Below are 26,167 nucleotides of genomic sequence, written 5' to 3'. Positions count from 1 at the left end.
GATCATCCGCCACGCCAAGCTGGAGCAATCCATGAGCCGCAGGGGTCAGTGCCTCGATAACGCCCCGATGGAGAGCTTCTTTTCTTCGCTGAAAAAGGAGCTGGTCCATCGCCATCGGTTCAGAACCCGAGAACAGGCCAGGGCCGCGATCTTCGAATACATCGAGGTCTTCTACAACCGCCAGCGACGGCATTCAGCCATAGGCTACCAGACGCCAGCGCAGGCTTTCGAAGAAATGAGTTGGAAAATCGCCGCGTAGCGTCAACAATCACACTGTCCGGAAACAGGGACGAAGATCACTTCCGTCGATGTCGTCCCATCTCGTGCTCCTCTCATGGACAGGGGTAAAGTACCCCGCTGTCCGGTGACAGGGACGAAGTTCACGTCTCACTGACCTCGAACGCCCGGCATGCCAGCGCAATGCTGGCGCCCTTCTTCGCCACCGCTTTCACGGCCAACTCTCGGCGTTGAGCTGGCCGTGTCATTTTTTTCCGAGCGCCTCCTTCAGCAGGTCGTTCTGCATGCTGACATCGGCGTACATGCGTTTCAGGCGCCGGTTTTCCTCAGCCATCGCGCTTGCCGTTGTCCTCGGACCAATGGCGGACAAGGCTCGCTCTCGCTGATGAGGCTGGCATCCATGCCGCCATACTTCGCCCGCCACTTGTATAGCGTGGCGCTGCTCATCCCGTGCTCGCGGCACAGCTCGGCGGCAGGCACACCGCCCTCCATCTGCCGCAGCACAGCCATGATCTGGGCCTCTGTGAATCGTGTCTTCTTCATCGGAATCTCCTCGTTCATCCTGCCGAGAAAATTCTACTTCCGCATCCCACTAAGATCGGGGGGGATTACCCGGCCAACTGTTGCGCGTGGCACAGGGTGTCGAACACGCCGAAATGATGGAGCAATTGGCCCAAGGAAAGCTGAGCGGAAATCAGGCGGCGGAGCACTTCCGGGACCATTCCGAGAGCGCGATGGGGGCATAGAGTTATCGCACCTGTCACAACCATGTGGGGGCGGTCAGGTATCAGAGGGAAGTAGATTCTTGACATACAATACTGAACGCGGAACACTCGGCTAGTTATCGCTTATTATGGAGTTCAGTAAGGAACTGTGGGGAGTTATGAAGACAGTGCTCGAACTTTCGCTAGAGAAGCCGAAAAGCAAGAAAGTTTTGCGAAGGAACTCAGAGCAAAAGGACAGTATGAACTGGCTAAAGGTTATGAACAGCAAGTATCCGAGAATAGACGATTAGAAAGAGAAGCGTACGAGTTGGCGCGAGGAAGATAAGGGAAAAAGCCGATGTCTATTGATCGTCAGGGCAAGGAGTCAGGTGAGGGTTCTGTAGAACGTAACACCTCACGGACCACAGAAAATAAGCCCGTTGAGAAAAGTGTAAATGAAAAAGTAGATGATATTTTGAAAGGAAAAAAATGACGGATTGGGTTGAAGTGGCAGAAAAACTTGAAGGGTATGCTCGGAAATATGAGCAAGAGGCTGCAGCTCATCGAGCTCGTGGAAATAAGTCTGCGGCGGAAACAAGTGAACAGTTGGCTGCGCAAAAATGGAGCGAGGCAAAAGCTGCTCGAGACTGTATATGAAGTTAGATATCCACACATTACTATATTCAAGGGAGTTATAAATGTCGTCTATGACGGAAGGTGATCGTCAACACGGTCGACAGCTAGAAAATGCTGTAAAAGAGTCATATCAGGATATGCAGAATGCTCGAACGCCACAAGAGCGTGAGAGATATGCTGCAGAAAATAAAAGATATACTGACCTGTTAAATGGATGGCTTAAAAAGCATGGTTTGGGAGGGTACTAGTAGAGACTTTTGCTCATCTTGCTAGCCCGATGTTTTATATGATAAATGTGATCTGTGAATCAAAAATACAACGGGTATTAAAAATGTCGTCTTCTATTAACACAAAAAATACGAGCTCAGGTCAACAGACAGAGAATAATCCCAGACCAACGACAACTGCGGTAAATCAAACAAAAGATTCGGTAAAAAAATCCTAGACAAGAAGTGATCAATTTCAAATTTTACTTTTCTGATGGGAGATCCACATGGTTTCACCAACGTCTTTTTCATTCATAAAAGATTGTCCGCGCTGCGGTGTATCCCTTAAACGAGCTCCTATTGGAGCCCACTATCAAGGGGTGTCGGTTGGGCACTGTATGGAATGCGGAGGCGTGCCAATGTTATGTCATAAAAAAATATTTATTGCTGACTATTATCAAGTCGGTCCAGATCATAACTGTCAAAATTGTGGTGGATATCCAGATAATATGTTTCATTCGATACCGCTTTTGTAAAAATAGTAAGTATATTTGGCTAAGACTTTAGTAGGCTAAAGCCTCACTCACTAATTGTGTGTCTACTCGGAAGGAGGCGAAGTACTTAACTGGCTCGAGTTTTTTGAAGGCGCATTCCTGAAAAGGATTGACGTAGAATAGAGGGCTTAGGAGTATGAAAGTGCATGCCTCTATCCGTTGGCATGTAGAAATCTAGATTTTGAGAGCACTGGAGGGGCGTGTGGAGTTCATAATTGGAGCGATTGTAATTTTCCTGATTTTTAAAGTTATTTCCAGATCAGGAGGAAAAAGTTCAGGAGTGTCATGCTGTAGTAACCCAAATATTAGATCCTCTAGTAGTCCAAGTTACTCTAGCAAATGCCGAAATTGTGGAACGGACTTTCCATAAAGAATCCAAACGGAAAAGCAATGGCGCAAATGCCACCATCTCCGCGTAACTCTGATGAATTTCACAGGGAAATCAGATCGTTGAAAATGTTGTATGATAATGCTTTAGCAGCGTATCACCGCAATAGAACCCCTAAAGGAAGTCGCGAGGTAGAGGGTATTGGAAACATACTTGGCCCTGTACGCACGAAGGCCTCCAAAACGGCAAGATTTTCATGAAGTCTGCGTTTTCCGCTTGATGCGGTCGATTGTAGCGACGCCGACGTTGAAGTGGCGTGCGATGGCGCGGATGGATTGGCCGTCTTTGAGCATGGTGCGGACCTGATCCTGTTGGTGGGGGGTGAGTTTGAGCTTGCGCCCGAACTTGACGCCCCGCTTTTTGGCGGAGGCCCGCCCTTCCTCGGTGCGTTCATTGATGATGTTGCGCTCGAGTTCTGAAAGTCCCGCGAAAACAGTAAGTAAGAACTTCCCCATAGAGCTTGTGGTGTCGGCCCAAGGTTCTCGGAGCGAGCGGAACGATGCCTCAGCGGCTTCGATTTTCTGCGTGATTGCGAAGAGATCATGGGTTGAACGCGCAAGGCGATCCAGGCTGGTGACGAGCAACGTGTCGCCAGATTGCAGTGTGCCCAGCATCTTTTCGAGCTGCGGACGACGCCGGTCAAAACCGGTGATTTTTTCCTGGAAGATCGTCTCGCAGCCCTCGGCCTGAAGGTGCTCGATCTGGCTTTCGAGGTTCTGGCCGGTCGTCGAAACCCTTGCGTACCCGATCAGCATGGTTTTGGGCTTCTGATACGGAACAGAATTACGGATTTCGTAAGGTTTTGTTTTTGCGACCGGAAAAATGGGTTCCGTTTATTATAAGTTACGGAACGTATCATGCTGCCATCCTCATCTCTTCGAGGGGCAGGCGCGCATCCATATCGAGATCAAAGACGCCATATGGATTGAAGTGGCCGTGCGGCAGCGGGTTCAGCGCTGCCATGTCGCGGTTGGTCATCTTTTCGCGCCAGGAGCGCTCACGAAGCACCTGCTGGATCATGAGCGTGTTCACGTAGACCATCGCCGCTTGCAGCAGGTGAAGGGAGAGAACGGATATTTCATGATCGTCACGACGGTTGGATACCAGCTCATTGCCATTACCGTAGAAGATGAAGTCATTCACGCCGTTCCAGCGCTCTATGACATTGAGGCCGGAATGGATCTCGCGGCGTAGCTCCGCGTTGCCGAGATACCGGCATAGGAAGATCGTTTTGACGGCCTTGCCCAGTTCCAGCAGGGCCGAGAACACCGGGTGCGTTTGACCCCGTGTGAAGCGGCGTAGGATGGTCTCCGCATCGGCTGTCCGCAGCTTGAGGGCACTCGCAAGGCGGATCATCTCATCGTAATGCCGCGCGATCAGATCCCAGTCGATGGGTCGGGCCGTGCAAATCGGCTCGATATTGGCGAAACGGTGGTCGGCCTGCTTGTCTGCGCGGGCGATTTTTTGGCTGGCGATACCTTTCAGGCGTGGCATCAGGTCGAAGCCAAGAAGGTGGCAGAACGCAAATCCCACGACGCTTTGTCCGTGAGTATCCACAAACTGGCGGTCGATATCCAAGTCCGTGCCGTGGTGCAGCACGCCCTCAATCATGGATGCCACCTCGGAAGACGAGACTTGTTTCAGCTGTGAGTGGACGCAGGTGGCCTGCTTGTCGACATGCCAGTAGATCATCACCCCACGCCCGCCGTAGCGCTGGTGCCATTCCGTCATCAGGTTCTGGTCCCAGGATGCCAGTTGTGTGGAATCCGAGGCGCAGCTCGTGCCAGCATCTCCCCAGATATCAGCGCTTCGAATGCGGTAGGTGGCATCTGCAATCCGCCGGGTTGCATCCTGAAGTGCTGTTTTGTGAATGAAGCGTTGTCGGATGTAGAGCAGTTCCTTGTAGCTGACCTTATGGGGTCCCGCCGCGATGGCCTTGAGCCCGATATTCGTCCCGATCCCGAACAGGGCGAGCAAGAGACGCCGGGAGACCTCTTCTTGCGGCAAGGTCTGCCGAGATCCCGCCGCACGGAACAGTGGCGTGAACTCCGTGCGCAGATCGACTTCCTTCAGCACATCCAGAAGGCTGGTCATCGGCCAGCGTCGGGCAAGCTCTGCCTTCAGGTCTTCCAGCCCCACAGGATCAGTCTGTGGGCTCAAGGGACGCAAGGAAAGGCGCGTGCCTCCGGCCCGGGACTTGAATGTGACGTCCTTATTGGCCGGAAAGCCTTGATCGAAGGCGATCAGGCCCTCTTTCATGCTGTTCCGCAACGCCTGAACAAACTGAGCCGCACTCTGGGGTTGATCAAGCAGATCGCAGTAGTGCTCGCGGCGCGTATCAAAATCGGGCGGCAGATCTTGGTCCGGATCGCAATATTGCTTCGCGCCCTCTATCCAGATTTCCTTTGTCCGCAGTTTGTCGCGCAGAGTTTGCAGAACGCATATCTCGTAGTTGATCCGATTGACGCGGCTCACGCCTCCGGGGCCCATCTCAAGGACAATGTCGCGCCATTTCGGGCGGATGACACCGTCGAACGGCACCTCACTCTCAGCGTAAAACTGGGACTTCCGATCCGATGGCTCGGTCAATATAGCAAGGGCTTCCAACAGCGGCTCCGCACTGGCGCTGCTGGTCCGAAACGTCAGTGCTCTCAAGATTACCGGCAGGACGCGTCGGTAATGCCGCGCATAAGAGCGGCGGATTGTATGATGCACGCGGGTCGTGAATGAGGGCGTGTCCGCCTGGTAGCTTTGCGCCAGTTCACGGATCGTCTCGCGCGAGACGACCGGGTAGATGACCTGCGGGATGTCACCTTCCGGTTGCCCATCCACCGCGAGCACGATCTTGCCCAGAACCGTGTCTTTGCTTTCCGCCTTGCGGAAATCAGCGACGTATTCCTTGATGACCTTACTTTCAGCGCGCGCGGAAATCTTGTGGATGATGCTGATCACCAGATCCCCCAGATCATCAGTCAATTCCGTGGCTCTGATTGCGCAAAAGCAACTGAGCAGGGCATGCCGTACAACCTCGGGACGGCGGCGCATGTCCCAAGCATCTTCGCTGGCGGCCCGACGCGCCAGGCCGGCGATATGGTCTGGGTGAACACCCTCCATGAGATGTGTCGGGAGGCCGATGGCACGAACCATCTCCAGCCGCGCCACAGCATCCTGAACGGCCTGTACGCTTGCCCCGGCTGGACCTCGCGCAAGCTGCGCAAATCGCGATGCGGCCTCATCGGTCGTCAGCAAAGCATCCAAGGCGTGTTTGTGCGCCAACGCCAGCCGCCCTGAAATCGTGGCGTATTGCCTGTGATCGAACTGACGTTCCGATTGTGCCACCAGCTTGTCCAGGCGCGATTGATCTGGTCGGATGAAACGGTTGGCCAGAAACCAAGCTGTCATGCGCTCATCAAACGCTGATACCTGCGGTGCGCTCGGCAGCACCTCGGCCATAAACCATTCCACAAACTCACCAGACGCCGCACGATCAAAGCGTCGGAGGCGCAAATGGTGCGAAACCAATCGACGATAGTGACGGTCGGTGCGATCTGGCACGTGCGATGGAAGAGGACCCCGATATCCAAGCTGTTCTCCCAAAAAATCGGCAACCGCTTCTGGCACAGGATCCGAAAGCCGGGGGAACCGCGCGTAACGCTGGAACGACTTCAGGTAATACCCAAGGACCAGGCCACGCCGGAGCGACATTCTTTTGAGTAACTCTAATTCTTCCGGAGACAGAACCCAATGCGCCCGCAGCGCCTCTGCTGACCACAGTTGTTCCATATCCGCTCCAAAGAAATACATTTACGGAGCATACATAAGGAACATTGGGACTCGTCAACCTAAATCATACATAACCAAAATCTTGCCGTTTTGACCCCCTTCGTGCGTACCGGGCCGAAATCAGCGGCCTGACAATCCGTCCAGATCAGGGGGTCCCAACAGCGAAAAAGGCACAACAAATCATATGCCTACGAAAATCCCTGCGGGACCCCGTGTTCCTTTATGCCGACGGACCCATCGATGCATTTACGACGACGCGAAGGGCTCAGAAGTTTCCCTTCGCTGCTTCCGTCAGAATGAGCTTGTCCAACGTCAGATCAGACACCGCCCGCCGCAGCCGTTGGTTCTCCTTCTCAAGCTGCTTCAGACGCTTGAGCTGAGACCGCCCCATCCCGCCGTACAATTTCCGCCATCGGTAGAACGTCTGTTGCGTCACACCGATCTGCCGCACCGCCTCCGCTATCGTCATCCCTTGACCTTGCAGAACTTCAACTTGCCGAAGCTTCGATACAATCTCTTCGGGCTTCTCTCGTTTCCCAGCCATCGCTGATCCTCCAATTTGCGGGACAAAACTATCCCAGTTGCTGGACCACTTTCAGGGGGCTACTCCAAACTCTATCATCACAAAGTGTGCGGCTAAAAGAACGACACATGCGATGACAGCTTGCATGCCGGTACGCGTTGTGCGGTATCCAAGCGCATGGGAAAGCGGTTGCATCAATCGCCCAATTACCATTAGTGCCACGCCACCTGCCGCGCCGTACATGGCCACAAGGGCTAGCGCATTCTGGAGGTCATAAAGGCTCTCAGTATATGCTGAATACATAAGGTGATAGCTCGCTCAGCGCGGTCACTTAACAGTTTCTTTGCTTCATGTCATGCGTTATCCTAACCCATCGATATTTATGCGGATATAGTCTGTTGTGAAGCTGCGACTGTACGAATATGCGGAGGGTATTTCGCGCCTCGGCCCGGGCCGAAGGGTGGGCATCTGGTTCCAGGGATGTCCCTTTTCTTGTGTTGGATGCGTCGCGCCCGACACTCTGCCCGCAGGCGGGGGGGTCGAAACGACCGTCGAGGACCTGTTGGACTGGATCCGAACTGCCGGGAAGCATGACGGCATTACGATTAGCGGTGGCGAGCCGTTCGCACAGTCGAAGGCTTTGGCCGAAATACTTGGGGGCGCGCGTGAGCTCCGACTAGGAACGATCGTTTTTAGCGGCTACACTTTAAACTCGCTGCGCCGACGTGCCAAGAGGGAACCCTCAATTTCGAGCGCGTTGTCACGGATCGATCTGTTGGTTGACGGACAATTTGAAATCAAGAAACGCAGTCTGTTTGGACTGCGCGGCAGCGACAATCAGAAGTTCCATTTTCTAACTCAGCGATATCGAGGCCACGTCCAAGAGATCTTTGGATACGAACGATCTAAATTCGAGCTCGTGGAGGGAATGACAGGTAAGATGCTGGTAGGCGTTCCCGATCAGGCTGCGGAACTTGTCTGGGACCGCCTTGCACCAGATACGGAGGATCCGATTTGAGCGGCCGAAAGTGTTCGAACGTTACGATAAGCTCAAATGCATATAACCAGCTTCGGACAAATGTGCGCCGGGCTGACAATGCGGCGGCAGCAGCGCGGCGGCAGGCCGAAAAGGAACGCGCCAAGAACCGGGCGATGCAGGCCGAATTCCGGCGCTCGCAGGACTCGATGCAGCGCGAATACAGACAGGGCCTAGTGTCTCTTTCAGATTCGATCCGCCATGTCGAGCTGCAGCAGAACGAACGCCTGAACACCCTCCGTGATGAAATGTTCGAGAACTTTGAGGCGCAGTCCCGCGCTTTCGCTCAAGCGCTGAACGAGCATCGCGCCGAAGTTTCGGCGCAGCTGGAGGATATACGGGACGAGATTACGGCGGACAAGGAAACCCAACGCTACTACGCTGAACAGCGTGTGTCCGATGTTGCAAAGCTGATGGCGCTGCTGGCAAAGGACGCAGATACAGAACGGTTCGCGCCGGGCGAACTGGCGTCCTTGGAGGCACGGCTGGAGGACGCGCGCAACGCAATTTCGCTGGGCCAGCACCAAGCGGCATTTAGCGGCGCACAAGAGCGGTATTACGACTACCAGGAACTACGCGTGAAGATCGCAGAACGTCAGGCCCTGTGGTCGGCGCGTCTGGAGCTGGCACTGCGCCAGTCTGAGAGAGTGGCCGGCGATATCGCCGCCGCCAATGAGGCGCGCTACCAGTTCGGTGAGGATCAGCAGTCGGACGTGGCGGCGGAGGTCGATTTCTGGTCCTGGGGCCGTCTAAGCGAGTTGAAGGCAGCGCATGAAGATATTGCCGCGCAGTTGTCCAACGCGACAGATCTTAGCGCAGAAGATCTGGAGCGACTTGAGACAGAACTGATCGAATTGGAAGGTGAGATCGTGGCTACCGTCGCGTTAGCACGGGAGCGGCTGATCCAATCGCAGCACAGGCGCGATATCGGAGAGGCCGTGCTAGAGAGCTTCGAGGGCACGATCTGGCAACTGGACGACAACAGCTACGAAGGGGAAGATTTTCGCCGCGGCCTTCATCTGAAGATGAAAAACGAAGCGCAGGAAGAGATCGTCGTGTCAATCACGCCGAACGAAACCGCAGATGGTGGCATGTCGTCGGTTGTAGAAGTCAACTTTTTCGACCGAGACAACGACGAACGGCTGCGTGCCGCGCGACTGAGGGAGATGCAGGCGGCGATGCAGCATCAGGGCGTGGAGGTCGAAGGTTTCCGCTGCATGGACAACAGTGTCGGGCAGCCGGGCGATGCAAAGATGCGCGATTTCGAACGGCTTCGGCAGCCGTTACCTGCACCAGACAACACACGATGAACACACATCCTTTCGGCGTCCGCGCACCGATCTATCTGTTGTGCGGGCTGACCGATGACGAATTCGTGCTGGGTGATACACGGATCGTCACGCTGGAGACGGCTATCGAGGAACATCTCCGAGCGCTTGGGTTCGATCAGGTTGCCTTCCACTACACCAATGACGGGATCCGGGAAGTCAATCTGACCGTCACGGAGGGACCAGCAGGCGACCCGGCACCCGAGGCTTCCGCGCCAGCTCGCCCATCGCGTCTGGTGGACGGACCAATGGGCCGCACCAGGCTGACTCGGCGCACCGTGGACACTTCTTCAACCCCCCGCACTCCCGTGACTCCAGACGACCGGCACGGGAGTTCGCGACAGGTCACGCGTCTGTCGGACGCTGATCTGCCCGCCTATTTGCGTGGTTTTCTGCGGCAGCGGAACGGGCGTCGGGCCATTGTATTTACTGACGCCGATTTTCTGTTAAGCGGGGTTGATCAATCCTCGCTGCGCAATCTGCAATCGTTTCTGCGCGATTTTGCGCGGAGCCGCGTTCGCAATGCGATATGTGTCTTTGTTAGCGCGCACGCTGGGCCTGCGGCCTTTCGTGCGGCCGACGACAACGCTCAACACTTTTTTCATTCGCTGCGTGATCACCTCTTTCTAGCGACGGGCACACCGCGAGACAATGTGCTGCGCATAGGCCCACCGGAGAAGGACGAGTTGCTGAACCTACAGCGACGATTACGGTTGCAGGAGGGGCTGGCGACCAATTTCGATGTGCTCGACTCAAACTTGGACGCGCTAATGTCAGAGATACGTAGCGCGACGGCTGCGAACCACGAGATCCCGGATATCCGGTCGATGAGCGTTTTTGCCAACTTTGAACATATAGGCGAATGGAATTGGACCGTGGCGCCCAATACATCGGATGCGCTGGAGGAATTGGGCCGTATGCATGGCCGCTGGGCAGTTTCTGACCGACTGCACAACGATATCGAGGACGCGCGATACATCTTATCGCAATCGGCGTTACCTGCACGTGCTGCTCAACCCGACAATACAGTGGCCCGCCTCGTATCGCGCAAACCTACTGCTCCGCCACACCCAATCGATTTGAACTACGCGTTGGTCGGCAGGCCCGGTACCGGGAAGACAGTTATTGCGCGTCTTTTCGGGCAGGCCTTCAAAGAGGCTGGGCTTTTGCCCTCAGGACATTTCATCGAGGCAAAAGCCAGCGATTTCGTAGCTGGTTACTTGGGACAAAGCGAGGAGAAAGCGACTGCGCTTCTGGACAGCGCTATTGGCGGCACGATCTTCATCGACGAGGTACAGAATTTCGAGCCAGACAACCAGTTTCACCGAACCGTCGTCAAGCAACTGTTAACTTATCTCGAAAACCGGCGTGGCGAGGTGTCAGTCATCTTCGCCACTTATCCCGAGCATTTCGACGCTTTTCTCAATTTTGACCCGGGCCTAGAGCGGCGGATCACCCAGAAGATCGTGTTAGAGGACTACTCTGGCGCTGAGTCTGCAGAGATCTTTCGGGGGATGGCCAAGGAGCGAAACCTCGTATTGGACGACGCGCTGGATGCTGTCATCGAAGATCTGTTCGACAATTGGATTTACGCGCGCGAGGCAAAGCCCGCCTTTGCCAATGGCGGCTCGGTGCGCAAGCTGATCGAAGAGATGCAAAAGCCTGCGCGCCGCAATGGAGGCGTACTACTCCTCGACCATGTACCGGAGCCGCAGCGCCCCTATCTTAAGGCGACAGGACGCAGCAATCGAGGTGAAGATGCGCTGGCCGCGGCCTTGGACGAACTGAACGGACTTGTCGGATTGGATGAATTGAAAACCCGCGTCGCCGGACTGGTCACGATGGTACAAGCGGCAAAGAAGCGCGGTGAGGCCATCCCAGAGGGACCGGGGCACTTCAGTTTTGAGGGCGCGCCCGGGACAGGCAAGACCACAGCCGCGCGCCTGATGGGACAGATCTTCCGGAATATCGGCTTGCTAAAGTCCGGTCACGTCGAAGAAGCTGATCGCCAAAAGCTGGTTGCGGGATATCAAGGACAGACCGCTATCCAGGTCGACGAAATCGTCAATCGGGCACTAGATGGCGTGTTGTTCATCGACGAGGCGCACAATCTGGCGACAGATGAACGCGACCCTTATGGAAAAGAAGCGATCGGCACACTGACCAACCGGATCGAAAACAATCGACACCGGCTTTGCGTTATCCTCGCTGGGTACAGTGAGCCGATGAATCGCCTGTTCGCGCAGGATCCGGGCTGGGATAGCCGGATTGGTACGCGCATCGCCTTTGCGAACTATACTCCCGTTGAGACCGCTGAGATTATCCGTCTCTTTGTTGCGTCTTCGAACCGGACGCTGGCAGCAGACCTGGACGCCATGTTGGTGGAAGTAGCGCGGCGATTGATCGAAGCGGAGGGCGAGGCGTTTGCAAACGGGCGAAGCGCGCGAAATCTGGTCAAGGCGATGATGGTGTCGCTGGACGATCGGTTCATCGCCGATGACAGCGTGGATCCGCACCAGATTATTCTGACCGATCTACCTGTCCATCTTCGACAATGAGGGAGGCTTGCGCCTCGGCTGTTGGGAGGCCCATAGCCTGTTCCTGCTCTTTCGCGCGGACCATGTCAGCCAACATGGCCTCGGCACGTTTCATATCTGCTTCGATCTGGGAGAGACAATCGACCACCGAAGCGATGCTGGAATCGGTGTAGGCACCTGAAGCGGTCATTGCACCGACGATTTCAGTGTTGTCGTCTAGATGCAGGCGGATCTGGCGGGCAGCGTCATGCAAGAGCGCCTCAAAATCTTTCAGTCGGGTCAAAAAATCCGACTGAACCGAGGCCACTCGATCCATTGCGTCAACATAGTCAGCACGCAGTTTGACTTCGAAATCTGCGTTAGCGCCTGCGAATTGCGATTTCAATGCTTTGAATTCCGTTTCAAGCATTTGCACCTTGGCCTGAGCTTTGGCCAAATCGCTCTCGGCACTTTGGCGGACGGACAGTTTTTCGTTGAGTTCCGCAGATTTCTTCGAGAGCTCGTCTCGCCGCTTGCCTTCCTCGACAAGCGCGGTCTCAAGGCGCTCAATTCGTGAGGCCTCTTCCGCCAGTTCAGCCCTTACCGACTGGATTTCATCGATCAGTTGCGCCGGCACCTTTGGATCGACCGACAGGGTGGCGTGCGCAGCGGCCAGACTTGTCTGAACCGCGCGAGCGAACCGCGCAGTATGGGCCGACATGGTCCGCTTTGGGCCTTCTTCGGAGTATGAAATAGAATTGAGCAAGCGTTCGATGGCCTCGAATACGGCAGAAGTTCGGGCAGGTGCGTCGAGATCCCCAACGTTGTCCAAGTAGGTATCGATCTGGTCGCTCATTGTAGCTTGGTCCTGTTCCTATTCCGCACCATCAGATCACCGATCGACATTTTTTGCCTGGCGCGTTCGTGGTCGTCGGTTTCGAAGACAATGTGCGCGCAAAGCTTTTCGTCTACCAGAGCGCCGATCCGCCATCGTGCTGCACGGTCGAGGTTGGGCATTGCGTCGGCAGCAGAGAACTCTGTGGTCAGCTCTTTTTCGTTCGCACCATGATTGATGACCAATTGCAGGCGCGTCGTGTGCAAGCCGGCGCGATCTGGCGCGACAATGCCTATGTCAGGGAAGTGGGGCGTGCCGTCTTCTGAGATGGGTTGACCGCGACGCAGGAGTGGAACCAGAACCCGTTGGCGGTTTTCGTCAAGCATCCAAATCGCCAGGTCCACTGGGCAGCTTTCGAAGATCCGGGTTTCGTCGGCGGCATAAAGGCAGGCGCCTAGGGCGACGGCAAAGGACCGGCCCGTCTTCCCCAAACCAGTTTGGAAGCGTGGATCAGCCGGGCCAGAACACTCAAAAGTTCGTTCGACCAGACGGCGCACTAGGCAGAAATTGCTGAAGCCACCGACCATAACGATCCGCACCGCGTCATGGCCGACAATCTGAGCGTGTTTGGAACGAAAGGCCGCAATCTCTTTCTCGATGGGCGGCGCGATGGCGGCGTCGAAGACCGTGACGAGCGTAGACGGCCGGATGTCGGCCCCGTGTACATCAAAAATGGGCTGGTCAAGATCGTCTGCGCGCTCGAAGTCTAAATAGGCCGTCAATGCGTCGTCAATTTCACCGCCCAACGAAATCTTGCATTCTTCGAACGTGGCCAGCCAGTCCGCCTGGGCGGTGGCGTCGAGGTCCCGGGCAACCGCACCTAACTTCTTTAAATGCGCCAAGACAGCGGCGTCGTAGTCTACACCGCCCACGCCTGGCGCGGTCTCACCGGGACCAACTCCTCCGCCATCGATGGTGGTGATTTGGGTATTGTCCACGCGCACGAGCGATAGATCCAGCGTTCCACCCCCGTGGTCGTACACAAGTGCGTGCCCTGAAAAGGGCGTGCCTGCCTTGGCCAACTCGTAGGACACATAAGAGACCGCGGAGACCGGTTCGCTGAGGACTTTTTTGATCGGTAGTCTGAGCGACGCGCAGATTCGTATGAGGGATTGATACGAGACCTGCCCTCCCTCGCGCAGCCATTGATCTGGTACCGTGATCACCAGGCTTTCGATATCGGGAACGCCGCGGTCGGCCTTGAAGTTGTCAATCATAGTGTCGAGGAAGGTCTTCGCCGCGACCTCGGCCTCAGAGACGAGCCCGATCTTCAGCTTAAATCGGTCGATCAGCCGGACGCCGCCGCGTCTGCGTTTCAGGAGCGCTGCCGAACCAATTGTTGCGCGAGCGTCTTGGTTGGACAAGACCACCGCAGAGCGGATTTGCGGAGCGCCGGCTCCGGTGCTGGGAATGTGGACCCGTGGGCGGTCGTCCTCGAAATACGCGAGGATGCTGTTCGTAGTTCCGAAATCGATACCAACCGAAACCATGGGCGCTCATTCAAACTCGCACAAATCAAAGCTCTCGTAGAAATGAGCGCTCAGTGTCGCAACGTCGTCGATTCCTAGAGCCTCCAATTCGACGGAAGCTTCAGATATCGAAGGGTTATCCAGGCATCCAGCGGGCAGGTTCGGTCCCGACCCCTCTTGGCAAAAAAGAAAGTAATTGACCGACGCCGCGACCGATTCCATCTGAATCGCGTCGTTGATGGCTCGGTAGCCTTTACAGAAATGCGCTGTTTCATCCGCACTGGGGTCCGGCACTTCTACTGAGTTTTGGCGGATATCTGACAAGCCTGCGGGCGAAAGGTCTGCGGCTCCTCCGCGCCATCCCCCGGACATCAGCACGTAGACCACTGCGCCGATAAGTAGCATGCCCGCTAACGCGAGAGACGCAACGATGATCGTCTGGCTGTTCGTAAAGACGACCCAGAACGGGCGGTCGTCCATGGCGAATGCCCGCGCACCGCCGAGCCCACTGCCGCTTCCCAGCGCGAAACCATCATCCTGTGGCGCTTCACGAAACCCGTCTACCTGCGCAGGAGCAGCACGGGATTGGAACTGGTCGGGATCGTAACCGGCGTCACGTTCAAGCGTGTGTAGACGGTCAGAAATATCTTCCACGATGCGCTCGAGCTCGTGAACGCGTTCTTCGAGGAATCCATCGCGGGAAGATCGCGCACGCTGGTCAGCTGCTGCGGCCTTGGCGCGCGCTCGCGCCTCCTGCACGCGTCGTTCCTCGGCAAGACGTACTTCCCGGGCGCGCCGTGCTTCTTCCCGTCTTACTTCCTCCTTGCGCGCCTGTTCTTCTCGACGTGCTTCTTCTTCGCGACGACGCATTCGCTCGCGCTCCAGTTCGTCATGAAACTCGCGCAGCATGCCAAGGGACATTTCAGGCACATTCCTTGACGGGCTGTCGGTCAGAAGCACCATGGTATGAAGGAAGCGTTCCGAGCTTTGCAGCATGTATAGCGCATCACCCGGCGGCACCTTCTTTTCGTCGTCAAAAAGGTAGACGTCGATTTCTTCCGAGCTAGACAGCGACAGCTCATCCAGTGGTGAGTTTGAAGACCCAGGTAGGAACATGCGCGGATCGAAGTCCTGCGACAGTTTCCCATTTTCGTCCACGTGTCGTTCGCGGATGACACAGAGCGTGTCGAGCGCCTGTTGACACGCCGCAGTCATGTCGTCAGCTGCCGCAGCGTTGTCCGGGAATAACAAACCGACGCCCAGAAAACCTTTGCTGTCAGCCCGGTCCAACACCGGAACCAGCGCGCCTATCAAATTGTAGGCGTAACCGGCGCTGGCAAGGACGCGGCGGAAATAGCTAACCGAGCCGAAGCGGAATACGGTTTCTGACCTCAGCACCCCCCGGAATTCGAAGGTGTCTTCGAACTCTCGAGCCCGTCCGAGCAACCCGGTGCCTTCGGCAAAATGCCCGTCCTGAGTCCCAAACACTACGACATCGGTGAAATCCGTCACCCGCCTACTCCGGATCTCTGAGCATTTTGTCGAGCCAAGTTGGCAGGCGTTTGCCTGGCGGTGCGCCAGTGAATGCCTCAAAGATCCAATCAAAGACCCGTTTAGCATCATCGAAGTCGACATCAGAATAGGTCTCGCTGGCTCCGCCCTGCGTCCGTGGCAGGCTACCGACCCGGAGTTTCGCGGTCGCCCACTTGCCGGGCCAGTTCGCCAGTCTTGAGATCGTGGCTGGTGTGTATGTGTCGAAGTAGAAATTGACGTGCTCGGGAGTCATGCGGTCGGTGACATTCAGATCGTGGAATTCTGTTGATGCGCGGCGATCCGATCTCATTTTGGCCAGGGCGGTGTCCGGCTTGGACAACAAGAGCAAGAGGGACATGCGTTCGGAAAGCCCTGGGAAATTGGCATCAAGGTAGTCGAGTAAAGTTAGAAATAGGATATCGTTTTCACTGCCATCCCGGGCCGGGTCCAGCAGCAGAACCAGGAGAAAGTTGATCTTGCGATTAGACAGATATTCGCGCACCGGCTCCATCATTTCGCTGGGCCGGCCGGCTTCCGGCAGAACCCGACGCTGATCTTCGCCGGACATTTCTAGGATGTTGAATTCAAGCGGCTTCTTGCGTCCCGACACTGGCGTAGCCCGAAAGCGTAGTTCGACCACCTTGGTCATGCCGCGTTCGGTTGACTCAGGAAAACGGTTGGCGTCCCACAGCCGCATCCATTCGTTGAATGCAATTCGCGAGGCGTCGTTGCTATCGTTCTTGGCTACGTTCAGCGAAAACTCGCCCCCTTGTGTGATCCAGCGCAAGAGGTGTGACTGAAACGTGCTCTTACCAGCTCTCGGATAGCCGTAACTGAGCATGTAGTTGCCGGTGCGCTGACCGATCTCGGATACCGGGGGCAGGTTGCCGACAGTCTTGTCCCGACCGCGGGCGTTTGGTTGTTCGGGTGGCTCGGGGTCTTCGGAGCGAACGCGGCGTTGCCCCGGGATAGGACCTTGATCCCCTTGGCGGCGATCGAAGGGGATTGGTCCTTGAGTTTCCGAGAAGCCGGGATTTTCGCCGCCATTTCCTGTGTCGATCGAGTAGTCCTTCTTGTTCGATGGATCTTTGCCACTCATATCATTTACCCTAGGTTATTTCGGCTACTGCGCCGGCGAGGCGGTTGCGGTTCATGGAAACGAGGCGTCCGCGGTCCATGAAATGCGAAAAGTGCGAAAACCAGGGGGAACAGGTCCACGGCCAAGGCGATGACCGCGGACAGGATCGTGGCGCCGAAATTCGGCCGTTCGACAAAGCCGTTGTACATGGAGAATTCAATCTCGCCCAGACGCCCGTCCATGAAGTCAATGGATTTCAGCGTGACTCGGTTCTCACCCGAAAGCAGTTCATTCGCACGCAACTCGATATTCAGGGTTTGGGTGGAATACGCGCGGATCGTGTCCAAGTCTTCCGCCGCGGCGCCGTCAGGCGGTATACTGTAACGCTCAAGTAGACGGTTGATGTCAGAGATTACGGCCTCAACCTTCGTGCCGCCCTTATCGGCGACACTGCGTTCAAAATCCGCCACGGCGTTGCGGCGGAAGTTTTCGAACCATGCTTCGTAGATACCGATGGACTGTCCAGAACGGGGCGCGGCCAAATTGGTCATGCGCCCACCCAAAAGTCCTTCGATAACGGCGATGTGTCCACGAGCCTCAGGTCCCACTCCTGGATTGAGGGGATCGAGCACTTGCGCACGCAGACGGCTCAGTTCGCGTTCAAATCTTGTGCGTAACTCCCGTTCCTGCTCCAACACATCAGTCCGCTCAAGTGCACGCCGTGCGGTGATCAGGTTACCCTTAAAGGTATCATGTGCACTTGCCACGGTTTCGACGGCCACGTCGCGCTCCATAGCGTTGGTATAAAGATAGTTGAAATTACTAACGAAGCTGAAGAATGCCCCGAACATCAGCATCACGAGCCCCGACAGGACCCCCCGACCTGCGAGGCGGTTACGCTGGATCACGAGATTTGCACCAACAAGCCAAAGGCCAATCGATCCAGCAAAGACCCAGGCAAGTTCCTCAAAATTCCGATAGAATCCAAAGTAGGAGAGATATGTGCTGGTTCCCGCGAACGCGATGACGAGGATAAAATAAATTACGTTCAGAATGCGCGATGACACTAGGCACCTCAGGCATAAATTTGACCAAGGTTGAGTTTTGAATCTTAATGCATTTTTGTCTACCCTTTGTGGTTTTCAAAGGCGGCGAAATTTCTGGTAGCTCAGTGAAGCTTTGCCCCCTGCCCCGCCGCAGCTTCACATAAAGCCGTTTATCGGTTTCTCACGAGTCAATGTGGTAGCGTGTACGGTCATTTCTCGGCGTCACGTATCCGCAGAATGGTCTGCCGCGATGTATTATGATGGCGCGCGAGATCTGACACGGTTTCACCGGCTTGCAAGCCTGCACGCACCTTGGCCTGTGCGGCTTCGTCAAGTGACGGAGGCCGCCCGACGCGACCACCCGCAACACCACGTCCTGAACGGTCCGCAGCGCGCCGCCACTTGTCCACACTCCGCTCAAGCAGCGCCAGCTCTTTCATGGTCTCTTCAAAACCCGGAGCTATGGACAGCTCGTCGTCTGAAACCGCCATACAGTAGACCTCGGCCCCTCGAGCATTCACCGCGCGGATTGTTTTGAGAATATCCCCCGCATCCCGTCCCAACGCATCGATATGCCAGACAACCAATCCCGTGTATGGTCTCAGCTTGCGGAGCAACTTGACAAACTTCGGACGCCCCGACGCCGCCACCGCAGGACCAACACGCTCGATAACAGTTCGGCGTCGATGAACGGTGAATCCCTCGTTTCGCGCTTTCTTGAGGTGTGCTCTGGTCTTTGCCAGATCAGATTTCCAAAGGCTCTTTTGGGGCGCCGTCCCATCAAGCGGGGCCGGGTCTGTCCGGATATAAACATAGTCACAGCATTCGTGGTACTCAGACATGAGCTTAACTCTATGAGTTGGGAAAAGAGCATATTGTCCGTAACATATAACGGACAAAAAATATAGGTCCAAACATATAACTTACGGTCACGCTAAGTGAACCTAAATATCTGTTTATATTGAATCATATAATCGATAGCTGCCGCCTCCAGAAAAGTAACCATAATAGATTTCGGACATCCTTCCGGCTGAGCTGGCAGGCTCAAACGGAAGGTCGTCATTTCAGCCGGATCAGACCTATAAAAACACACTTAGGGCACTGAAATAATTCAGCAAAATAAAACGAACGGCCGTTCATAATATTTTCGTAAGTGTTTTATTGATTATTATCATAGCTTTACCACCTTTCCGCAGTTTGCTGCGTTATGTGTGGAACTCCCATGAGGCCCACCGGGCCGATGGACCCCATCTGACCTCGTTCTAACGGTTTGATCTGACGAAGTTCCCGCCAGATCAACGGGAGCCGCAGCGGCGATTGAACGGGCCTTGTCGTCCTTTCCCAGGTTTTCCTGAGGCGCTCCCGGGTGTTTGCGAGGTTTTTTCCTCGCGGGAAAGGAGACGAGACGATGACGAAAACCCCGCATCAAGCGCGTAGGGGGCCACCATGGCTTTGAGGAAAGCAGGGCGCTCTTTGCGGCATCTGGAGAACAGCCCGGAGAGTTAATCCCAACACCCACCCTGCCCCGGATCGGTCCGAGTTGCTCTGACTGGTCGTCACTTCGACTGTAGATTGCCCGGATCTTTCCTGTCGTATCGGAACACGAAAACCCGTCTTAAGCCCGGACACTTTGCTGCGCCGCAGCACCGGCATTTTATCCGCCAGCACCGCTCCGTCGTGGCGGTTGTCGCCGATCAGGCCAAAGAGCAGCATCCTGAATGCGTCGACGTGCCGAGCTGTGACAACAGGCGCAAGGGCGGCGTTCTGGAGACATTCCCCGCCGTGCCGGACGGCTGCGGCTGAGTTACCGACCGCAGCACCCTCTGGGACGCCGCAGAGGCCGCAGAGACGCGCAAGAACAGCGTTGTCGCCCAAGAGTGGCTGGTGGCCCTTCCCGACGCGCTCAGCGCCGTACAGAGAGCTGATCTGACCTGGGCGCTCGCTGCATGGCTCGTCACCCGCCCCCTCCTTTCTCAACCGCCCGCCCGCCGTTTGTGGCGGCAGCAAAGCGATCAGAGAAAGATCTTCACGAAGGCGGCTGTTGCGCCAATGACGCCGACTGCTGCGAGGAAGGGCGCAAGGAATGTGCTGACGCTGATCTGTTTGGTTTCCGCCAGCAGCTTGGCGGTCTCTGCGCGCATCTTCTCATCGGCAAGTCTGACTTCGGCTTCGGTCATGTCCATGTCGCTCGTCTTGCTGTTCTTTTTCAATCTAGTCGGTTTCGGTTGAAAACTCGAGGTGACATCTCACGCTCTTGATCCCCTTTGGAATCGCCTCAGGATACTGACCTCCAAATCAGACAATGCTCCGAAAAGAGCGTTGGCCCAGGCCGCGATCTCGTTCACTCACCGCTGACAAGCGCCGCATGGCCCCGGTTTGGGAACAGCAAGCCAAAGAGGAACAGGCCCACAGAGACGCCAGAAGGCGCGCTGAGCGCCAGATGAAACTCGAGGCCCGGTGTGACATCCCAAAAGCGGTCAAGGCCTGTGAGGCAGCTCTCAGAGCCGCTGAGGTGGAAAGCGCGCGGGACCGGCTGCGCACCGAATACGCCGAACGCACCCTGCCCCTCGTACAACGGGCGCGCCGAAATCCATAAATCGCCAGCCGGATCAGACGCTGGGGCATCAACTTGGACCGCCCGGATCCTGAAGTCGCACAGGACGATCTTTGGCGCAGACAGGGCAAAGGCTATGATGGCCAACCGGGCTGGGCCATCGTCACAGACGACGCGGAAGAACGCCGAACCTTTCGGGATGCACAACGCAAGGCTGATGAAGATGCGGGGCGAAAAAAGCAGGTCAAACACTTCATCGAACCTCAGCTGGAACGGGTTCAACGCTACCCGACGTCGGCCAGGCCGTCATTGCCCCACCCTGCGTTCCGGGAACTGGACCCCGACCATGTTCAGCGGGATTTCGAAAGCCGATACTTTCAGCGCCTCACGGCAGACGAGATCACTGCGACGATCCGCCAGATGCTCGATCGCTGGGAGACACGTATCGTCGAGGCCCTGCCACGCCTCAAACCTCTCGAGACGATCTGGCTGTCCTTGACCGGTGGCCATGGCGAAGCTGCGCAGCAACTGGAAGACGCCCTGAAGGATCACCCGGACCTGAAGGCTCCGCTTCATAACACCATCGATGAGTATGAGGCGAAACAGTCACCACCAAAGCCCAAACCGACCCCGTCATCCCCTGGCTTCAGCGGTCCTTCAATGTAGGAACAGACCAACCGGCTCTGATCATTCTCAGCTGGAAACCTCTCCACGAGAGACACGCCCGAACACCGAAATGCCGACTTATCCACAGCCCCGCCTGTGTTAAATAGGTGTTAAATATAGTGTTACGGTGAAAAAAAGCCGGATTCGTCTTTTGATAATAGTCACTTACAAGACCGAACGTGGGTGATAGTACGATAGAACGTGGGTGATAGTACGATAGAACGTGGGTGATAGTACGATACTCGCTTAGATGAAAAATCCTCGAAGATCGCTAATATTCTTGGTATCATGTTGACAGTAAGGAAGAAAGTTTTGTTATAAATATAGATAGCGTGGGTAAAAGTACGAAACGTTCAGTATAAATAACTCCCTTCATGGTATATGTGGGTGATAGTACGAGGGAAATCTGGTGGTTAAGGACCTACAGACAAGACCGCCGCTTCTGCCGGACCGCCACCCACAGCAGGATTTCTTTGTCTGTGATATCTTCGATGCCGCTCCCAAAGGTGATATGGCGTCGATGGAGCATCCGATTTTCTCACTATCAACCAAGCCTGACACTCGGATAAGGGAGTACGAGCGTAACGGCATACAGATCGCGATCAAGCCTTCGGTTGATGGGGTCGCGACGATCTATGACCGAGATATTTTGATTTATTGTATCAGCCAGCTGATTAATGGGATGAATGAGGGGCGCAGCATCTCACAGACGGTCCGCTTCAAGGCCTATGACATGCTGGTCGCTACCAACCGGAACACGGCGGGAACCGGTTACACACAGCTGAAGGCTGCGATGGAGCGTCTCGCAGGGACGCGGATAAGCACGAATATCGTGACGGGGGGCAAGGAAATTTTCCGCACCTTTGGCCTGATCGAAAGCGCAGAGGTCGTTCGGGAAACCCGCGACGGGCGGATGCAGGAAGTCGAGATCAAGCTCTCGGACTGGGTTTTTAACGCCATCGAGTCAAAAGAGGTGCTGACGCTGCACCGGGATTACTTCCGGCTGCGCAAACCGCTGGAGCGCCGGATCTATGAGATTGCCCGCAAGCATGTTGGCAAGAAAGACTCCTGGCGGATCGGTCTTCGGACGCTCCAGAAAAAATGTGGCTCGAACTCAAAGCCGCGCGAATTCCGCAGAATGGTCAAAGAAATCGCAGAAGAAGATCGTTTGCATGACCATATGCCGGACTACGGGGTCTTCTATATCGAGGACGACGATCAGGTCGAGTTCCGCAGCAAGGGGACGCTGGCGGTTGCCGAGCCACAGGTGACGGTTCCCCTTCTCGACCCGGATATCTATGAAACAGCGCGCGCGCTGGCGCCGGGATGGGACGTGTACGTGATCGAACAGGAATGGCGCAACTGGCTCCGGGAGCCGCCCAAAAACCCGGAGGCTGCCTTCTTGGGCTTTTGCCGCACATGGGCAGACCGCCGGAAATAGCAGGCGGGTCAGTCCCTGCCTTTGTGCTCAAAGGCCTCCATCATCGCCAGCAGGAATTCTTCTCCAGCGGTAAACCCATGGGCTTGTGCCATGCTCCAGAACCGGTCCTTCGTCGCCGGTTTCACGGCCATGTTGAGTTGCGCTTTGCGACCTGTGGCCCGAAGGGAGCGCCCGTCAATTTTGGCCTCCGGGAAAGCCTTGGGCTGGCGGGAGGTAAAGCCTTCTTCGCGGGCCACCTGCTCCGCTGGCTGCTTTTCGATTGGCTTCGGTTTCTGAGGCTTGAAATCGTCCAGATTCCCGAGATTGAGCCCTGCCCTCTCACGCATCTTTCAACCCCCTCAGATGATCGATTACCGCCTGCGCCAGCGCTTCGGCATTAGCGCAGGCCTTATCCGGGCTGCTGACCTCTTCGGATGTCAGATCGTACAAAGTCCCGCCGAAAGAAAAGAGCGCCTTGAAGGCGTCTCGTTCGGTCATCTCGACGGGCAGAATATCGATCCCGGCCCCCCGGATCTCGGATTCAATGTGCTTGGCCGTGCGCGGCTTGATAAAAGAGGTGCGCGACAGGATCGCCGCATAGGGAATTTTCCGACGATAGGCGCGCGCTTCCCGTTCAATCAGCCGGATCACTTTTGCGGCCTCGTTTGCATCAAGCTGACTGCCTTGCAGCGGCACCAAAACAAGATCCGCGCGTCCGATGGCATAAGATACGGCCATGTTGGCCGATCCTTCCAGATCGACGATGACAAAGCTGTCGCGCTCAGAGGCTTCGTCGATCTTTTCAATGATGCTGTCCTCTGACACCCCGACATTCAGCGTAAAACGTTCCGGCAGGTTTCCCCCAGACAATTTCGCCCAGGCATCCATTGGCGAATTCGGATCCGCGTCAATTAACGCCACGCTGCCACCCGCATGAGCAAGCGCATGGGCAAGAACCAAGGCAATCGTGGACTTTCCGACGCCACCTTTGGAGCTCGCTAGCACGATTACTGACATAGTGCCTACCTATTCGAATTATACTTGCTTTATAGGAAGTATATATTTACTATGTTGTCAATAGTGACTATCTCTGTGTTTGACTGGCTTGAACATATATACCATATGCGGTATATGTGAATCATAGAGACATTGAACGAAACCGTAGACAGCGAACTCGAGGCGCTACCGGCGGATCAGCGTGCGAAATTCGTACGGATCGCACAACTGATCGAGAGTCATGGCCTGCAGAATATCCGCGAGCCCTACGTCAAATCGCTTGAGAGCGGTCTGTGGGAAATCCGGATGAAGGGCAGGGACGGCATCTCCCGCGCGATCTACGTCACGGCGAAACCTCAGCGCGTCGTCGTCCTGCGTGTTTTCGTCAAGAAAACACAGAAGACCCCACGCCGCGAGATTGATCTGGCTCTGAAACGGGCTAAGGAGGTCACATGACGAAAGCAACCGAACTGCACAAAAAGTGGCTGCAGGACGAAACTTACAAAGCTGAGTATGACGCGCTAGCCGAAGAATTTTCGCTGTCCAGCGCCCTCATCAGCGCTCGGTCAGCCGCCAACATGACTCAAAGCGAAGTTGCCGAGAAGATGGCGACGTCTCAATCCTACGTCGCGCGCCTAGAGAGTGGTGCTGTCAAACCCACGATTGATGCTCTCAAGCGTTATGCCACAGCAACCGGCAGCAGACTAACAATCAGCCTCGAGCACAGGCCATGATCGGAAGCGTACTGAGCGAATTGAACGAGGCTCGCCAATTTTCTGACGGTGGTTCACATCGACAGGGCAGGGCGGACGCGACTGATCTCCGCGCGGCAGGCCTCACGAAAAGAAAGGGCCCTTTACCATGTCGAAGTATGAAAGACCGCTGACGGCTGAAGAACTCGCTGCTCTGGATGACAAGGACATCGACTTCTCTGACCAGCCGGAGTTGAGTGGCGATTTCTGGTCGACCGCCCGGGTTAGAGGTGGTCGCAGGATTTCGGACCAGTTGCTAAGCTCTGGCGACTGACGAAGGACCTACGAAGAGATGACGAAACGAAAGCGCTACACGGCTGAGTTCAAGGCGAAGGTTGCCTTGGAAGCGATACGCGAGGAATTGACGACAGCCGAGCTGGCAAAGAAGTACGGCGTCCATCCGACCATGATCTCAAGCTGGAAACGCACTGCGATCGATAACATGGCCTCATCGTTTGGCGTGAAGTCCGATGAAGAGCCGCCGATTTCCCAGAAAGAGGTCGAGAAACTGCACGCCAAGATCGGTCAGTTGGTGGTGGAACGCGATTTTTTGTCGGAAGCCTCCAGCCTCATCCTCGGCGCTGGAGGCAAAAAGCGGTGAAGCCAGATCATTCCCAGTTGAGCGTCCGGCGGCAATGCACGCTGCTGTCGCTGACCCGATCTACGCTGTACTATTACCCGCATGGTGAAAGTGCCGAGAACCTGAAATTCATGGAGCTCATCGACAAGCAGTTCTTGGAAACCCCTTGGTACGGCTCGCGGCAGATGGCGCGACATATGCAGAGAGAAGGCCACAAATGCGGCCGTCATCGCGTAAGGCGGCTGATGCGGCTCATGCGTTTGGTGCCGATTTTTCAGGAGCCCAAGACCAGCCAAAAGCACCCTGCGCACAAGATCTACCCATACTTGCTCAAGGACTTGGCCATCACCCGTCCGGGTCAGGTCTGGTGCACGGATATCACCTACATCAAAATGAAACGCGGTTTTCTCTACCTGGGCGCAATCATGGACTGGCACAGCCGCAAAGAGCTGAGTTGGCGGCTGTCAAACTCCATGGATGCAGGGTTTTGCATTGAAGCGCTGAAAGAGGCCCTCGCCACCTATGGTCCGCCCGAGATTTTCAATTCCGATCAGGGCAGCCAGTTCACCAGCACCGATTTTACCGACGTTTTGAAAGACGCGAAGGTGAAGATATCCATGGATGGGCGTGGCCGCTGGATCGACAACCGCATGATTGAGCGGTTGTGGCGATCTCTGAAATACGAATGCGTCTATCTGAACGCCTATGAGACCGGCTCGGAAGCAAGAGCTGGGATCGGAGCCTGGATCAGCTACTACAACCAAAACGCCCGCACTCATCCCACGGCCTGATGACCCCGGCTGAGGCCTATGATACCAACCTCCTGAAACTGAAAGCCGCCGCCTGACATGAAACCCATGCCACAGCTTATTTCGGCGGCAAACTGGTCGAAAAACTAGGACCACCTCTCTCGTCGCCTACATCTTGACCGGCGTGATACTCATAGAACCAACTGCGCGACAGGCGGACCGTGATGACCGTCGGGAGCGGCGATCCGCACGGGACAAGGCGTTGCTGGAACGGATCAGTCATTTTTTCAAAGCCAGCAAACACCGCTACGGGTCCAAGCGTATCCACCGGGATCTGCGCGCTGACGGGGAGCGCGTCTCGGAGCGGCGCGTGGCCAGAATAATGCGCGAAAACAGGATCTCAGCCCGCCTGAGAAAGCCGCGCAAGCCGGTGACCACGAACAGCAATCACAAGCTGAAACCGTCGCCCAACCTGCTGCAGCAGGCATTTCATTGTATCACCCCGAACACGGTTTGGC

The 26,167-nt window shown here is 55.8% G+C and carries 25 protein-coding genes and 4 pseudogenes; 15 read left to right on the top strand and 14 right to left on the bottom strand.

What is annotated here, in order from left to right; genetic code table 11:
- The coding region (locus tag FEV53_RS16330) for an integrase core domain-containing protein (RefSeq protein WP_142835848.1) at nucleotides 1-259 on the top strand (259 nt) is incomplete at its 5' end.
- Nucleotides 260-383: 124 nt separating this feature from the next.
- On the opposite strand, the pseudogene FEV53_RS16325 reads toward FEV53_RS16330, so the two are convergent.
- Nucleotides 384-780, bottom strand: a pseudogene (locus tag FEV53_RS16325) (transposase); the annotation flags it as partial.
- Nucleotides 781-1,299: 519 nt separating this feature from the next.
- Between FEV53_RS16325 and FEV53_RS21930 the strand changes: the two are divergent.
- Nucleotides 1,300-1,434, top strand: coding sequence for a hypothetical protein (locus FEV53_RS21930; RefSeq protein ID WP_281283545.1), 135 nt, complete (start codon nucleotides 1,300-1,302; stop codon nucleotides 1,432-1,434).
- Entirely contained in the window at nucleotides 1,431-1,598 is a 168-nt protein-coding gene (locus FEV53_RS20975) for a hypothetical protein (protein WP_185962265.1), read from the top strand. Before FEV53_RS21930 ends, FEV53_RS20975 begins: the two co-directional genes overlap by 4 nt.
- Before the next feature lie 1,321 nt (nucleotides 1,599-2,919).
- Here the strand turns inward: FEV53_RS20975 and FEV53_RS16315 are convergent.
- The 3 genes and pseudogenes from FEV53_RS16315 to FEV53_RS16305 form a co-directional block, all read right to left on the bottom strand.
- Entirely contained in the window at nucleotides 2,920-3,480 is a 561-nt protein-coding gene (locus tag FEV53_RS16315) for a recombinase family protein (protein ID WP_142835846.1), read from the bottom strand.
- A 100-nt stretch (nucleotides 3,481-3,580) separates the two neighbouring features.
- Complete coding sequence (locus FEV53_RS16310) at nucleotides 3,581-6,508, bottom strand: Tn3 family transposase (RefSeq protein ID WP_185962264.1); 2,928 nt, start codon at nucleotides 6,506-6,508, stop codon at nucleotides 3,581-3,583.
- A 236-nt stretch (nucleotides 6,509-6,744) separates the two neighbouring features.
- Nucleotides 6,745-7,052, bottom strand: a pseudogene (locus tag FEV53_RS16305) (transposase); the annotation flags it as partial.
- A 379-nt stretch (nucleotides 7,053-7,431) separates the two neighbouring features.
- Between FEV53_RS16305 and FEV53_RS16300 the strand changes: the two are divergent.
- Genes FEV53_RS16300 through FEV53_RS16290 form a run of 3 tightly spaced genes read left to right on the top strand, consistent with a single transcriptional unit; the run spans nucleotide 7,432 to nucleotide 11,953 of the window.
- On the top strand, nucleotides 7,432-8,049 hold the full coding sequence (locus tag FEV53_RS16300; protein WP_142835844.1) for a 4Fe-4S single cluster domain-containing protein: 618 nt from the start codon (nucleotides 7,432-7,434) through the stop codon (nucleotides 8,047-8,049).
- Nucleotides 8,046-9,377 carry a coiled-coil domain-containing protein gene (locus tag FEV53_RS16295; protein ID WP_142835843.1) on the top strand — a complete coding sequence of 444 codons (1,332 nt, stop codon included), beginning with the start codon at nucleotides 8,046-8,048 and terminating at the stop codon, nucleotides 9,375-9,377. The genes FEV53_RS16300 and FEV53_RS16295 overlap by 4 nt, the downstream gene beginning before the upstream one ends.
- Complete coding sequence (locus tag FEV53_RS16290; RefSeq protein ID WP_142835842.1) at nucleotides 9,374-11,953, top strand: AAA family ATPase; 2,580 nt, start codon at nucleotides 9,374-9,376, stop codon at nucleotides 11,951-11,953. Before FEV53_RS16295 ends, FEV53_RS16290 begins: the two co-directional genes overlap by 4 nt.
- On the opposite strand, the gene FEV53_RS16285 is transcribed toward FEV53_RS16290, so the two are convergent.
- The 6 genes from FEV53_RS16285 to FEV53_RS16260 form a co-directional block, all read right to left on the bottom strand.
- Nucleotides 11,916-12,767, bottom strand: coding sequence for a coiled-coil domain-containing protein (locus FEV53_RS16285; protein ID WP_142835841.1), 852 nt, complete (start codon nucleotides 12,765-12,767; stop codon nucleotides 11,916-11,918). The two genes, FEV53_RS16290 and FEV53_RS16285, sit on opposite strands and share 38 nt — an antisense overlap.
- On the bottom strand, nucleotides 12,764-14,296 hold the full coding sequence (locus FEV53_RS16280; RefSeq protein ID WP_142835840.1) for an Hsp70 family protein: 1,533 nt from the start codon (nucleotides 14,294-14,296) through the stop codon (nucleotides 12,764-12,766). Before FEV53_RS16280 ends, FEV53_RS16285 begins: the two co-directional genes overlap by 4 nt.
- A 6-nt stretch (nucleotides 14,297-14,302) precedes the next feature.
- Entirely contained in the window at nucleotides 14,303-15,787 is a 1,485-nt protein-coding gene (locus FEV53_RS16275; protein ID WP_142835839.1) for a hypothetical protein, read from the bottom strand.
- A 4-nt stretch (nucleotides 15,788-15,791) separates the two neighbouring features.
- Nucleotides 15,792-16,907 carry a hypothetical protein gene (locus FEV53_RS16270; RefSeq protein WP_142835838.1) on the bottom strand — a complete coding sequence of 372 codons (1,116 nt, stop codon included), beginning with the start codon at nucleotides 16,905-16,907 and terminating at the stop codon, nucleotides 15,792-15,794.
- Between the two features lie 5 nt (nucleotides 16,908-16,912).
- The gene (locus FEV53_RS16265) at nucleotides 16,913-17,953 is read right to left on the bottom strand and encodes a hypothetical protein (RefSeq protein ID WP_142835837.1); all 1,041 of its coding nucleotides are present in this window, start codon (nucleotides 17,951-17,953) and stop codon (nucleotides 16,913-16,915) included.
- A gap of 188 nt (nucleotides 17,954-18,141) precedes the next feature.
- The gene (locus FEV53_RS16260; protein WP_246100850.1) at nucleotides 18,142-18,774 is read right to left on the bottom strand and encodes a recombinase family protein; all 633 of its coding nucleotides are present in this window, start codon (nucleotides 18,772-18,774) and stop codon (nucleotides 18,142-18,144) included.
- A 730-nt stretch (nucleotides 18,775-19,504) separates the two neighbouring features.
- On the opposite strand from FEV53_RS16260, the gene FEV53_RS16255 reads away from it, so the two are divergent.
- Entirely contained in the window at nucleotides 19,505-19,735 is a 231-nt protein-coding gene (locus tag FEV53_RS16255) for a hypothetical protein (RefSeq protein ID WP_142835835.1), read from the top strand.
- Nucleotides 19,736-19,750: 15 nt separating this feature from the next.
- A pseudogene (locus FEV53_RS22160) lies at nucleotides 19,751-19,852 on the top strand (MobA/MobL family protein); the annotation flags it as partial.
- A gap of 92 nt (nucleotides 19,853-19,944) precedes the next feature.
- Here FEV53_RS22160 and FEV53_RS16245 read toward each other — a convergent pair.
- Together FEV53_RS16245 and FEV53_RS16240 are read right to left on the bottom strand one after the other, a co-directional pair.
- Nucleotides 19,945-20,115: a hypothetical protein gene (locus FEV53_RS16245; RefSeq protein WP_185962267.1), complete on the bottom strand. Its 171-nt coding sequence runs from the start codon at nucleotides 20,113-20,115 to the stop codon at nucleotides 19,945-19,947.
- A gap of 158 nt (nucleotides 20,116-20,273) precedes the next feature.
- On the bottom strand, nucleotides 20,274-20,507 hold the full coding sequence (locus tag FEV53_RS16240; RefSeq protein WP_142835834.1) for a hypothetical protein: 234 nt from the start codon (nucleotides 20,505-20,507) through the stop codon (nucleotides 20,274-20,276).
- 54 nt (nucleotides 20,508-20,561) lie between these two features.
- Here FEV53_RS16240 and FEV53_RS16235 point away from each other — a divergent pair, with 54 nt between their 5' ends.
- On the top strand, nucleotides 20,562-21,152 hold the full coding sequence (locus FEV53_RS16235) for a hypothetical protein (RefSeq protein ID WP_142835833.1): 591 nt from the start codon (nucleotides 20,562-20,564) through the stop codon (nucleotides 21,150-21,152).
- Between the two features lie 409 nt (nucleotides 21,153-21,561).
- Nucleotides 21,562-22,593, top strand: coding sequence for a replication initiator protein A (locus FEV53_RS16230; protein WP_246100849.1), 1,032 nt, complete (start codon nucleotides 21,562-21,564; stop codon nucleotides 22,591-22,593).
- Nucleotides 22,594-22,601: 8 nt separating this feature from the next.
- Here the strand turns inward: FEV53_RS16230 and FEV53_RS16225 are convergent, their stop codons facing one another.
- Together FEV53_RS16225 and FEV53_RS16220 are read right to left on the bottom strand one after the other, a co-directional pair.
- Entirely contained in the window at nucleotides 22,602-22,919 is a 318-nt protein-coding gene (locus FEV53_RS16225) for a stability/partitioning determinant (RefSeq protein WP_142835832.1), read from the bottom strand.
- On the bottom strand, nucleotides 22,912-23,589 hold the full coding sequence (locus FEV53_RS16220) for a ParA family protein (RefSeq protein ID WP_142835831.1): 678 nt from the start codon (nucleotides 23,587-23,589) through the stop codon (nucleotides 22,912-22,914). The genes FEV53_RS16225 and FEV53_RS16220 overlap by 8 nt, the downstream gene beginning before the upstream one ends.
- 132 nt (nucleotides 23,590-23,721) lie before the next feature.
- On the opposite strand from FEV53_RS16220, the gene FEV53_RS16215 reads away from it, so the two are divergent.
- The 5 genes and pseudogenes from FEV53_RS16215 to FEV53_RS16195 form a co-directional block, all read left to right on the top strand.
- Nucleotides 23,722-24,024 carry a type II toxin-antitoxin system RelE/ParE family toxin gene (locus FEV53_RS16215; RefSeq protein ID WP_221931640.1) on the top strand — a complete coding sequence of 101 codons (303 nt, stop codon included), beginning with the start codon at nucleotides 23,722-23,724 and terminating at the stop codon, nucleotides 24,022-24,024.
- Entirely contained in the window at nucleotides 24,021-24,302 is a 282-nt protein-coding gene (locus FEV53_RS16210) for a helix-turn-helix domain-containing protein (protein WP_142835830.1), read from the top strand. Before FEV53_RS16215 ends, FEV53_RS16210 begins: the two co-directional genes overlap by 4 nt.
- A 127-nt stretch (nucleotides 24,303-24,429) precedes the next feature.
- On the top strand, nucleotides 24,430-24,594 hold the full coding sequence (locus tag FEV53_RS20970) for a hypothetical protein (protein WP_185962262.1): 165 nt from the start codon (nucleotides 24,430-24,432) through the stop codon (nucleotides 24,592-24,594).
- 18 nt (nucleotides 24,595-24,612) lie between these two features.
- Nucleotides 24,613-25,747 (top strand): annotated as a pseudogene (locus tag FEV53_RS16200) (IS3 family transposase).
- 164 nt (nucleotides 25,748-25,911) lie between these two features.
- On the top strand, nucleotides 25,912-26,167 hold a 256-nt coding region (locus tag FEV53_RS16195; RefSeq protein ID WP_142835829.1), incomplete at its 3' end, for an IS3 family transposase.

Source organism: Palleronia caenipelagi, from assembly GCF_007004065.1.
GTDB classification, from domain to species: domain Bacteria; phylum Pseudomonadota; class Alphaproteobacteria; order Rhodobacterales; family Rhodobacteraceae; genus Palleronia; species Palleronia caenipelagi.
This window is presented reverse-complemented; position numbering and strand designations above follow the sequence as displayed.

Bases quoted from the DNA above. Each gene is read 5' to 3' on its own strand.
- FEV53_RS16285 (WP_142835841.1), bottom strand. From the start codon at position 12,767: ATGAGCGACCAGATCGATACCTACTTGGACAACGTTGGGGATCTCGAC.
- FEV53_RS16290 (WP_142835842.1), top strand. From the start codon at position 9,374: ATGAACACACATCCTTTCGGCGTCCGCGCACCGATCTATCTGTTGTGC.
- FEV53_RS21930 (WP_281283545.1), top strand. From the start codon at position 1,300: ATGTCTATTGATCGTCAGGGCAAGGAGTCAGGTGAGGGTTCTGTAGAA.
- FEV53_RS16245 (WP_185962267.1), bottom strand. From the start codon at position 20,115: ATGGACATGACCGAAGCCGAAGTCAGACTTGCCGATGAGAAGATGCGC.
- FEV53_RS20970 (WP_185962262.1), top strand. From the start codon at position 24,430: ATGTCGAAGTATGAAAGACCGCTGACGGCTGAAGAACTCGCTGCTCTG.
- FEV53_RS16225 (WP_142835832.1), bottom strand. From the start codon at position 22,919: ATGCGTGAGAGGGCAGGGCTCAATCTCGGGAATCTGGACGATTTCAAG.
- FEV53_RS16220 (WP_142835831.1), bottom strand. From the start codon at position 23,589: ATGTCAGTAATCGTGCTAGCGAGCTCCAAAGGTGGCGTCGGAAAGTCC.
- FEV53_RS16280 (WP_142835840.1), bottom strand. From the start codon at position 14,296: ATGGTTTCGGTTGGTATCGATTTCGGAACTACGAACAGCATCCTCGCG.
- FEV53_RS16310 (WP_185962264.1), bottom strand. From the start codon at position 6,508: ATGGAACAACTGTGGTCAGCAGAGGCGCTGCGGGCGCATTGGGTTCTG.
- FEV53_RS16260 (WP_246100850.1), bottom strand. From the start codon at position 18,774: ATGTCTGAGTACCACGAATGCTGTGACTATGTTTATATCCGGACAGAC.
- FEV53_RS16315 (WP_142835846.1), bottom strand. From the start codon at position 3,480: ATGCTGATCGGGTACGCAAGGGTTTCGACGACCGGCCAGAACCTCGAA.
- FEV53_RS16270 (WP_142835838.1), bottom strand. From the start codon at position 16,907: ATGAGTGGCAAAGATCCATCGAACAAGAAGGACTACTCGATCGACACA.
- FEV53_RS20975 (WP_185962265.1), top strand. From the start codon at position 1,431: ATGACGGATTGGGTTGAAGTGGCAGAAAAACTTGAAGGGTATGCTCGG.
- FEV53_RS16210 (WP_142835830.1), top strand. From the start codon at position 24,021: ATGACGAAAGCAACCGAACTGCACAAAAAGTGGCTGCAGGACGAAACT.